The sequence below is a fragment of the Cupriavidus sp. HMR-1 genome, from assembly GCF_000319775.1.
Classification (GTDB): Bacteria; Pseudomonadota; Gammaproteobacteria; order Burkholderiales; family Burkholderiaceae; genus Cupriavidus; species Cupriavidus metallidurans.
This window is the reverse complement of record NZ_ANKP01000036.1, coordinates 1-9558: the sequence shown is the minus strand read 5'-3', so window position 1 is coordinate 9558 and position 9558 is coordinate 1. Positions and strand designations below refer to the sequence as shown.

The following is a 9558-nucleotide window of genomic DNA, read 5'->3' as shown; positions in this document are numbered from 1 at the left end:
CCGGCGCACGCTGGCCATGCTCACCGGCGGCCTGTCGGTCGCCGTGCTCGGGGCCACGATCTGGGCCCTGCAGCCGCACCGGCGCGGCGCAGGCTGGCAGAACGAGCTGTACAACGTGGATCGGGTCTCAAAGTCCGAAGGGCTGGATGGGTTGCCGTCCGATTACTCGAAACTGCCGAAGGTGCCCGAGCTGGGGCCGCCGCTGCCGGGCGACCTGGGGCCGGCCATCGTGGCGGCGCAGCAGCCCACCTACATGCCGCCGGGACATGATCCCAACGACGCCTTGCGCAAGGAGGCCGAAGCGGCGGCGGCTTCGGCGGTGTTCTTCCGCTCGGGAAAGCCGGGCCAAGCCGCTGGCGCTGTCGCGCAGGCGGCGCCCGGAGCACCCGGCATGGCCAACGCCTTGGCAGGGTTCGATCCGCTGGCGGCCGGTCCGGCCTCGACGGCGGCCCAGCCCAGTGATCCCACCACCGTGCAGAACCGGCAAGACCAGAAAGAGGCGTTCCTGAAAGGCGGCTCCAAGGAGACTCGCAATTCCGGCAATCTCCAAATGCCAGCCTCGCCGTACCAGGTGATGGCCGGGACGGTGATCGCAGCGGCGCTGGTCACAGGCATCAAGTCCGACCTGCCGGGCGATGTGATCGCCACGGTGACGGAGCCGGTCTATGACACGGCTACGGGCAGGTTCCTGCTGATTCCGCAGGGCTCGCGCATTTTGGGCAAATACAACAGCCAGGTGAGCTTCGGGCAGAGCCGGGTGCAGATGGTGTGGAACCGGATCATCTTGCCAGACACATCCTCGCTGACGCTCGACAACCTTGTCGGCACCGATCCTGCGGGCTACGCAGGGTTGGAGGATGAAGTGGATCAGCATTGGGGCCGCATCTTTGCCGGGGCGGCGCTGACCACGCTGCTGGGTATCGGCGCCGAGTTGGCCGCGCCGGAGAATCGGCAGAACGGCAACCGCATCGTCATTGCCGGGCGCGATGGTCTGCAGGACAGTGTGAACCAAGTGGGGCAGGAGATGACCCGGCGCAACATGAACATCCAGCCGACGCTGACAGCGCGGCCGGGGTTGCCGGTGCGGATCATCGTGGCAAGGGATTTACAGGTTCGAGCTTACCAGCCGCTCTTTCTTCAGCGTGGAGGTGCCCGATGAACATGGCCAGAAAACTCCGGCTTGGGCCGCTGCCATCGACCAGCAGCACCAAGCTGACATTCGCTTGTCCAGCCAGCCTGAAAATGGATCTAGACCGGTACGCCGCTCTTCATGCGCAGACCTATGGCGAAGCGGTCGATGCGGCCACGCTGATCCCGCACATGCTCGAAGCCTTCATGGCGGGGGATCGGGGATTCAAGCGGGGTGGCAAGGCCAAGGCCGTCGCCACCCCGAAGTCAGGATGACGATGCTCCGACATAGATTTAATGAAGAACGCGCGGCTCCAGGCCGTGCGTTCTTCGTTTGGGAAGCCGGTAATATGGGAGTTCAGGTCGGTTGCCGACGCTGCACTCCGTGTCCGATGTAGCGCGATCCGGCTTTCTCTCCCAACGCTCTCATGTGGCACCTAGCCCACACCGCCGAGGTGCCATCGGGTGGCACGATACAGAGCTAACTTGCTGTCTCGTATAAGGTTTCAGGCCAAATGGGATGCCTTGAAAATACTTGACACCGAACATTTTTTATGGCCGCCTCCAGGGATTTTCAGAGATTTCCCCTCAAGAATGGAGTCGCCATGCCGTTTACTCGTCCCCTTGCCGTGCCCCAAGCCGTTGCGCCGGGCCAGTCGTTCGATGCCGAGCCGTTTGAAGCGGCACACGACGCCTGGAGCGACGCCGACGATTACCTGAGGCGCATCCTGACCGCGCGCGTCTACGACGTGGCACGGGAGACCGCGCTGGAGGCGGCGCCGACCTTGTCCGCGCATCTCGGCCACCGCGTCTGGCTCAAGCGCGAGGATCACCAGCCCGTGTTTTCGTTCAAGGTGCGCGGTGCCTACAACAAGATGGCCAGCCTGCCGGCCGATGCGCTTGCCCGTGGCGTGATCACGGCCTCGGCCGGCAATCACGCGCAGGGCGTGGCGCTGGCCGCGGCCCGGCTTGGTGTGCGGGCGATCATCGTCGTGCCCCAATCCGCGCCGCAGGTGAAGGTGGACGCGGTGCGTGCCCACGGTGGCGGGATGGTGGAAGTCGTGCTGGCCGGCGAGTCCTATTCCGATGCCTTCGACCATGCGCTATCCCTGCAGCAACAACACGGAATGACGTTCATCCCGGCGTTCGACGACCCTGACGTCATCGCCGGGCAAGGTACCGTGGGCATGGAGATCCTGCGGCAGCATCGCGGCCCGCTTGATGCCGTGTTCGTGCCGATCGGCGGTGGCAGCCTGGCAGCGGGCGTGGCGGCATATGTCAAGGCGGTCCGGCCGGAAGTCCAGGTCATCGGCGTGCAGACGGAGGATTCCTGTGCCATGGCGCGTTCGCTGGCCGCTGGCGAACGGGTCACGCTCGATGCCGTGGGATTGTTCTCGGATGGCACGGCGGTCAAGCGCGTCGGAGAAGAGACATTTCGGCTTTGCCAGAAGTACCTTGATGGTGTGCTGACGGTGGATACCGATGCGCTCTGCGCGGCGATCAAGGACGTCTTCCAGGACACGCGCAGCCTGGTGGAGCCGGCCGGCGCGCTGGCCGTGGCGGGGCTCAAGCAGTATGCGGCGACGGCGGGCGACGCTTCGCTGGCGCTGGTCGCGATCACATCGGGCGCCAATATGAACTTTGACCGCTTGCGCATCGTGGCGGAACGGGCGGAAGTGGTTGGCGCCGCGCGATGATGGAAGGGGAGGCCGATGATCGCCCAGAAGTTGTCGTACAACTGCGGTGCTTTCGGGCAGAATCAGGGGTGGCACTCTTCCCAGCCACAAGACATTGGAGACATCGAGCATGACAAAGCAGGCAAAGGTCGCACTGGTCACGGGCGCGGCGCGCGGTATCGGCAAGGCAGTGGCGCAGGCGATGCTCGCGGACGGATATCAGGTCGTGCTGGCCGGTCGCACCGCCGAGACGTTGGAAGCCCTGGCCGCGCAAGCCACGGCTGCGGGCCAGACCGCGCTGGCCGTGCAGTGCGATGTGAGTGATGCCGCCTCGGTCGACGCGTTGTACGGCAAGATCCGCGAACGCTTCGGCCGGCTCGATGTGCTGTTCAATAACGCAGGCATCAACGCGCCGGGTGTCAGCATCGACGAACTGTCAGTCGAGCAGTGGAAGGCGGTGGTCGATACCAACCTGACCGGCGCCTTCCTGTGTGCGCGCGGCGCGTTCATGCTGATGAAATCGCAGGACCCGCGTGGTGGCCGCATCATCAACAACGGGTCGATCTCGGCCCACGCGCCACGGCCGAATTCCGTGCCCTACACGGCCACCAAGCATGCGATTACCGGATTGACCAAGAGCCTGTCGCTCGATGGCCGTCCCTGGGACATCGCCTGTGGTCAGATTGATATCGGCAACGCGGGTACCGACATGGCCAACCGCATGGCGCGTGGCGTGCCGCAGGCCAATGGCGAGATCCGCCCGGAGCCGTTGATGGATGTGGCCCACGTTGCCAGCTCGGTACTGCATATGGCCAATCTGCCGCTGGAAACCAATGTGCAGTTCATGACCGTCATGGCGACCAAGATGCCGTTCGTGGGACGCGGGTAATTCGCTGAGGCGGAATCTAGGCGATCCCCCTCTCGCTCGACCGAGAGGGGCGGCCCGTCAATGGGGGCTACCGTGCCGGCCGGCCATGAAAGCCGCCGCATCGGCTGCGGTCATGCCGCGGTTGTCGCGTGCGTTGGGGTCGGCGCCATGCGCCTTGAGTATGTCGACGATGTCCGTGCGCTGGAACATCGCGGCGGTCATCAGCGCCGTGCGGCCGTCAGGCGAGGCGCCTTCGACGTCGGCACCATGCTCGAGCAGGATCTCGACGATTTCCGTGTAGCCCTTGTAGGCGGCTCCAGCGATCGGCGTCTGACCCATCGCATTGCGGATATCGGGCGAAGCGCCGACTTCCAGCAGCGTGCGCAGCGCGTTCGCGTGGCCGTGGTAGGCGGCCAGCATGACGAGGGTGTCGCCTTTTTCATTACGCAGGTTCGGTGGCATGCCGCGTTCGATCAGCGCCGCGAGCGCCACGGCGTCGCCATTGCGCGCGAGATCGAACACCTGGCCCAGCGCGGCGATCATGCGCGCTTCATCTTCCGCGGACATCGTGGCTTGAGGCTGTTCCATCATCATTTTCCTGTCTCGGACGGTTTGTTCGGGATTTGCTGAGTCGTTCCACCCGTGCCTCTCACGGGGGAGGGAGAGGCACGGGTAGTAGGGACTTACTTGGCCTCGATCATCTCGATGGCAGCCGCGACACCCGCACCATAGGCGGGGTCAGCCGCCGTGCAATGCTTGATGTGGGTCTGCTGGATGTGTTTCGACACACCCTTGATCGAGCGGGCCGTGTTGTCGAACAGCGCCTGCTGCTGCGTCGGCGACATCAGGCGGAACAACGCGCCGACCTGCGAGAAGTAGTCGCCGTCCTCGCGATGGTTCCAGTGGTCGGCGGTGCCTTCCAGCGTCAGCGGCGGTTCGCGGAAGTCGGGTTGCTCGGCCCACTCGCCCTTCGTATTGGGCTCATAGGCGATGGCGGCCCCCCGGTTGCCGTCGACGCGCATCGTGCCGTCGCGGTGATAGCTGTTGACGTACTTCGCGGCTTTCGGCGAGTTCACCGGAATCTGGTGATGATTCACGCCGACGCGATAGCGCGCGGCGTCGCCGTACGAGAACAGACGGCCCTGCAGCATCTTGTCGGGCGAGAAACCGACGCCGGGAACGATCGTCGACGGTGCGAACGATGCCTGTTCGACTTCGGCGAAGAAGTTGTCCGGATTGCGGTTCAGTTCCAGCACGCCGACTTCGATCAGCGGGTAGTCCTTCTTCGGCCAGATCTTGGTCAGGTCGAACGGGTGGTAGGGGACCTTGCTGGCTTCGGCTTCCGGCATGATCTGCACGCAGAGCTTCCAGCGCGGGAAATCGCCACGTTCGATTGATTCAAACAGATCGCGCTGGTGATATTCGCGGTCCTGGCCCGTGATCTCCGCAGCTTCCTCGTCAGTCAGGTTCTGGATGCCCTGCTGGGTGACGAAGTGGAACTTCACCCAGAAGCGCTCCATGTTGGCGTTGATGAAGCTGTAGGCATGGCTGCCGAACCCGTGCATATGACGCCAGGTGCGTGGGATACCCCGGTCACTCATGACGATCGTGACTTGGTGCAGGGCTTCGGGCAGGCCGGTCCAGAAGTCCCAGTTGCTTTCGGCGCTACGCATGCCCGTGCGCGGGTCGCGCTTCACGGCGTGGTTCAGGTCGGGGAACTTCAGGGGATCGCGCAGGAAGAAAACCGGGGTGTTGTTGCCCACCAGGTCCCAGTTGCCTTCCTCGGTGTAGAACTTGATCGCAAAGCCGCGGATGTCGCGTTCCGCATCGGCAGCGCCGCGCTCGCCGGCCACCGACGAGAAGCGCAGGAACAGGTCGGTTTTCTTGCCAACCTGTGAGAACAGGTTGGCGCGCGTGTACTTGGTGATGTCATGCGTGACCGTGAACGTGCCGTAAGCGCCGGCGCCCTTGGCGTGCATGCGGCGTTCCGGAATCACTTCACGGTCGAAGTGGGCAAGCTTTTCGAGGAACCAGACATCCTGGAGCAGGGCGGGGCCACGCGGGCCGGCGGTCTGAACGTTCTGGTTATCGACAACGGGCGCGCCAAATGCGGTCGTGAGCTTATTCATAGTCATTCCTTGATGCAGTCGTGCGATCCGGAGGGGTCGCGTCTGGACATTTGTGGGACGGAATTGCCGCGGCTCGTGGCCGCGTCATCGAGTGCGCCGGGGAACTGACTCGCCGGCAGGAGTTGCAGTCAACTATCGCAGAAGGGGTCGTTCAAGTCATATCGTATTGATCAATGGCCGCGATAGTGCACAGACTTTTCGAGCGGGCCATTAAGTGGTTTACGTCTGGGAAGGGCTCCGCTTTCTCGCATTTTTCGGATCAGGTCAAATTCTGTGCTCGGCATTGACAGGAAATTGACGTGTATCAGTCGATTCTTTGCAGTGTCTGGACGGCAGGCTGAATAGGCTGAAAGCAGGACAACTACGACCATGCCGCACCATGTGGATCGTCTACCGTTTTGGCCTTGCCGCCATTGCCTTGATCGCCCTGATTGCGCTGTTCGTGTGCCAGTACCGGCTATCGGCCAGGCTGGCGCGCCGCGAAGCAAAGCTCGATGGGCAGCAGGCGCATGAGGAACCCGGCGCTATTGAATCGTGAGGCGCGGCCCGTTCAAATGCGACGCGCGCTCGACCTGAATCCTCCCTGTGGCAGGTTTTCCGTGCCTTTTCAGGCTGCGTTCCTATCCTTACAAGGTGAAAATCATGCGCAGGAGATGACATGCAAGCGAGGTTTGCGCGCGGCATCGCGCAGACGCCACTGACGGTGGCAGCCCGGGAATTTCCGCTGGCGGAGGAGGCCGCCATGCCCGAGGTTGGCGACCTGGTGACCGTCTTCAGTCAGGATCTGGTGACGGAGTTCAGCATCCGGCTGAACGCCGCGGCGGGGCCGGATCTCTGGTACGGCGTGATCTACGCCATCAGCCGGGGAACCGAGATGCTCGTCGTCGCGGAGGGTCTCGAGCTTGACGATGTGGTCAGCGTCAGGCGGCAGGAAGTTGCGTCCGTCATCAAGGCGGACAGCCAGCATTGAGAATCGGCAGCCAGGTGTGGGACGGCGGCAGGCGTTGCCGCCGGGGGGCTGCTGCGGGTATGCTGCGCGTGCATTCGTATGCCAGAAACCGTAACGCCCGCCCCCAGCCAGCAAGTCGCCGTTCCCATGTCCTCGCCCCTCCCCGTACCTGCTACCACTCGCCAGTTCATCGCCGGACCTGCCGGTCAGATCGAAGTTCTCGTCGATACGCCGGCCGCTGCGCCGATCGGCGTTGCCGTGGTGGCGCATCCGCATCCGTCCCAGGGCGGTAACGCCGAACACAAGATTCCCCAGCTGCTTGCGCGCATCCTGCAGGCGCATGGTTTCCTGGCATTGCGGCCGAACTATCGCGGCGTTGGCCAGAGCGAAGGGGAGTACGACGAAGGGAACGGCGAAACGGACGACGTGCTGGCCGTGATCCGGTATGGGCAATCAGCGAATGCGGGGCTGCCGCTGGCATTGGCTGGATTCTCGTTCGGCGCTTTCGTCCAGGCGCGCGCAGCCGAGGTGCTCACCGCCGCGGGCGAGTCGATGGCGCACTTGATGCTGGCGGGAATGCCCGCTGGCGCGTTGTCCGACACGTTGTCCTATGACACGCCGACGGTCCCCGCCCACGCACTGGTCGTGCACGGAGAGCGCGATGAGCGGGTACCGCTGGTGAACGTTTTCGACTGGGCGCGACCGCAGGAACTGCCGGTGGTCGTGGTACCGGGCGCCGGACACTTCTTCACGGGGAAACTGCCCGGCCTGCGCCGCGTGGTGGAGAGCTATCTGCGGCGGCCGGCCGAGTGACCGGCTGATCGGTAGTTACTGGGTCAGAACTCGTACATGATCGAAATATCGCCGGTCATGTTGGCCGAGTGAGATACGACCGGGCTGTTGCGCGCATCGCCGACGAGCGCTGCGATGCCGAAATCGGCCGTGGCGAACCAGTGCTTGCCGAAGAACCACATCGCGGATACCCCCCCGCCGTATGAGCGGATGCCGGCGCCGGCATGGTACTGGGGCAGTCCTGAACGCGCCGATTGCTCCGCCGTGACACCGTACCAGCGACTCATGTAGGCCGAATCCGCGACCGTCATGGTGGGACCCGCGAACCAGGCGAACTTGTCCGAACTGCCCGGCAGCGGCATGTACGCGCCGAGGTCGCCCAGCCACCCGTTGGCACCCCCGAACTGGCGCCGCGCGTTCGCGCGAATCACAAGCGGAAACTCCTTCGAGACCACGTACTCCGCGAACAGCTTCGACTCGACCGCCATCCCGATGTTGCCGAGTCCGGCCAGATGGTCGTGGTCGTGCTTTTCGCGTCGGCCGAAGTCATAGGTCAGCGCAATACCGGCGCGCCAATGGTCGGAGTGGACGATGTTCCAGCCGAGGCCTTCGCCAGTGGACAGGAAGCCTTGGTCGCGGTACCGGATGTCGATCGCCGGGCCCGCCAGCGGATAGTAGTTGCCGGTGCCGTCGTAATACGGGCTGATACGGGCTGCCATGCCCAGGCGAACCGTCCAGTCGGGCGGGGGCCCCTCGAACAGCTTTTCCAGCGGCACGCCTACCGAGTACTGCCACTCGGCCAGCGGGGCCGGCGTCTGGGCGTGGGCTCGCGGCGCGGCCAGCAAGGCCACCAGCGCGAACATCGCCGTGGCGAGCCACAGTATCAGGGCGCGCGGGTACCGGCCATGTGCCACACCAGCCTGGTAATCCGAATTCGTCGACAAGTAATCACTCCGTTTCTTCTGGCGCTTCCCATGGGGGAAGGTGCGATGCAAAACCGGTGTAACGGCGCTGGCGGACGTGCGGATGACGCAAAGTCATCATTTTGCTGAAACCCGATTGCTGAAACCCGATGGCCATTGTGGCCGACGTGGCGGCCGGCGACCAGCCCTCCCCGGTCAGCCGTCAGTCGTCAGCCGTCAATTCCTGGCGCCGCGCTCGTCGTCCCATTGCCAGTCGCGCCGCATGATCAGGAATGTGAAGGATGTGGACCAGCCTATCAGAATCAGGCCCACCAGCGGCTGTACGGCAGCCAGCAGACGCAGCTGGCCGATCGGGACGATGTCGCCGATGCTCTGTGTGGTGAAGGTTTCGAGGGAGAAATAGATATACGCCGCGGGGCCGTGCTCTTGCATGCCCGTCAGGCGCCCGATGCCAAGCCACTCGGTGCCGAGCCAGTAACCGCCGCTGAAAATCACGGCTTCGATGCAATGTGTGAGGATGATCAGCAGGATCATCACGGCAATGTTGAGTTTGCCGCTAAGGCGCTTGGGGTGAATCGAGGAGATTAGCCGAAGTGCTTCATAGTGCAGGCCGACGCAGATAACGGTCAGGCCGGCCGTGAGTCCGACTGCAAGAAGGTAATTAATTGGCGTGTCTGGCATCGTTCGCCGGGAGTTCGCGAGTGATGGGCAGACTATATACGGCGGCTTGATGCTTGCGCCATGGTGCGCACAAATGCCAACACGGCGTGAACGCATGGCAGAGTGCATTCACGCCGCGCTGGATTGCGCACTGATGGCTTTCTTCAACTTGCTGCGGGGGCGCAGTTATTAGTGTCGTGTGTCGGGCTCAGACAGGTAGCGTCTGGACCACGATCGCGGCGGCGGCGCCGGTGGCGGCTGTGACGGCCAGCCATCCACTCAGGATCAGGGCACTGTTCTTGAAGCTCATGATGGACTCCGGGGCAACAACCGGAGCCGGCCAGAACAGTGGCCCTGATGCGACTCCGGTTACTTCTTTTCAACTACCGCCAGCATGGGGCGGGGCTCAGGCGTTTGCGCCTTCGGTGTACGG

At 63.8% G+C, this 9558-nt stretch carries 10 protein-coding genes and 1 pseudogene; 7 read left to right on the top strand and 4 right to left on the bottom strand.

Translation table 11 applies throughout. From position 1 onward, the window contains the following. The 4 genes and pseudogenes from D769_RS04920 to D769_RS04905 all read left to right on the top strand — a co-directional run. On the top strand, nucleotides 1-1159 hold a 1159-nt coding region (locus tag D769_RS04920; RefSeq protein WP_008642646.1), incomplete at its 5' end, for a TrbI/VirB10 family protein. Next, a complete protein-coding gene (locus tag D769_RS04915) occupies nucleotides 1156-1404 on the top strand; it encodes a DUF2274 domain-containing protein (protein WP_008642645.1) in 249 nt (82 codons plus the stop codon). The genes D769_RS04920 and D769_RS04915, both read left to right, overlap by 4 nt. Nucleotides 1405-1733: 329 nt before the next feature. Next, nucleotides 1734-2822 (top strand): annotated as a pseudogene (gene ilvA, locus D769_RS04910) (threonine ammonia-lyase, biosynthetic); the annotation flags it as partial. A 112-nt stretch (nucleotides 2823-2934) separates the two neighbouring features. Then, nucleotides 2935-3693, top strand: a complete 759-nt coding sequence (locus tag D769_RS04905) for an SDR family oxidoreductase (protein ID WP_008642642.1) — start codon at nucleotides 2935-2937, stop codon at nucleotides 3691-3693. 57 nt (nucleotides 3694-3750) lie between these two features. On the opposite strand, the gene D769_RS04900 is transcribed toward D769_RS04905, so the two are convergent. Beyond that, a complete protein-coding gene (locus D769_RS04900) occupies nucleotides 3751-4239 on the bottom strand; it encodes an ankyrin repeat domain-containing protein (RefSeq protein WP_085959054.1) in 489 nt (162 codons plus the stop codon). A 116-nt stretch (nucleotides 4240-4355) separates the two neighbouring features. Next, nucleotides 4356-5801 (bottom strand): catalase, encoded by a 1446-nt coding sequence (locus tag D769_RS04895; protein WP_008642635.1) that lies wholly within the window; start codon nucleotides 5799-5801, stop codon nucleotides 4356-4358. Nucleotides 5802-6180: 379 nt separating this feature from the next. Between D769_RS04895 and D769_RS32225 the strand changes: the two genes are divergently transcribed. The 3 genes from D769_RS32225 (at nucleotide 6181) to D769_RS04885 (ending at nucleotide 7563) form a co-directional block, all read left to right on the top strand. Next, complete coding sequence (locus D769_RS32225) at nucleotides 6181-6339, top strand: hypothetical protein (protein WP_008642634.1); 159 nt, start codon at nucleotides 6181-6183, stop codon at nucleotides 6337-6339. A gap of 120 nt (nucleotides 6340-6459) precedes the next feature. Beyond that, the gene (locus D769_RS04890) at nucleotides 6460-6771 is read left to right on the top strand and encodes a hypothetical protein (RefSeq protein ID WP_008642633.1); all 312 of its coding nucleotides are present in this window, start codon (nucleotides 6460-6462) and stop codon (nucleotides 6769-6771) included. A gap of 126 nt (nucleotides 6772-6897) precedes the next feature. Further along, on the top strand, nucleotides 6898-7563 hold the full coding sequence (locus D769_RS04885) for a CocE/NonD family hydrolase (RefSeq protein ID WP_008642632.1): 666 nt from the start codon (nucleotides 6898-6900) through the stop codon (nucleotides 7561-7563). A 23-nt stretch (nucleotides 7564-7586) separates the two neighbouring features. Here the strand turns inward: D769_RS04885 and D769_RS04880 are convergent, their stop codons facing one another. Further along, nucleotides 7587-8486, bottom strand: coding sequence for a MipA/OmpV family protein (locus tag D769_RS04880; protein WP_008642631.1), 900 nt, complete (start codon nucleotides 8484-8486; stop codon nucleotides 7587-7589). 195 nt (nucleotides 8487-8681) lie between these two features. After that, a complete protein-coding gene (locus D769_RS04875) occupies nucleotides 8682-9146 on the bottom strand; it encodes an ion channel (protein ID WP_008642630.1) in 465 nt (154 codons plus the stop codon). Nucleotides 9147-9558 lie beyond the last annotated feature (412 nt).

Excerpts from the sequence above, each read along its gene's own strand:
- D769_RS32225 (WP_008642634.1), top strand. The coding sequence starts at position 6,181 with ATGTGGATCGTCTACCGTTTTGGCCTTGCCGCCATTGCCTTGATCGCC.
- D769_RS04885 (WP_008642632.1), top strand. The coding sequence starts at position 6,898 with ATGTCCTCGCCCCTCCCCGTACCTGCTACCACTCGCCAGTTCATCGCC.
- D769_RS04915 (WP_008642645.1), top strand. The coding sequence starts at position 1,156 with ATGAACATGGCCAGAAAACTCCGGCTTGGGCCGCTGCCATCGACCAGC.
- D769_RS04905 (WP_008642642.1), top strand. The coding sequence starts at position 2,935 with ATGACAAAGCAGGCAAAGGTCGCACTGGTCACGGGCGCGGCGCGCGGT.
- D769_RS04900 (WP_085959054.1), bottom strand. The coding sequence starts at position 4,239 with ATGTCCGCGGAAGATGAAGCGCGCATGATCGCCGCGCTGGGCCAGGTG.
- D769_RS04895 (WP_008642635.1), bottom strand. The coding sequence starts at position 5,801 with ATGAATAAGCTCACGACCGCATTTGGCGCGCCCGTTGTCGATAACCAG.
- D769_RS04875 (WP_008642630.1), bottom strand. The coding sequence starts at position 9,146 with ATGCCAGACACGCCAATTAATTACCTTCTTGCAGTCGGACTCACGGCC.
- D769_RS04890 (WP_008642633.1), top strand. The coding sequence starts at position 6,460 with ATGCAAGCGAGGTTTGCGCGCGGCATCGCGCAGACGCCACTGACGGTG.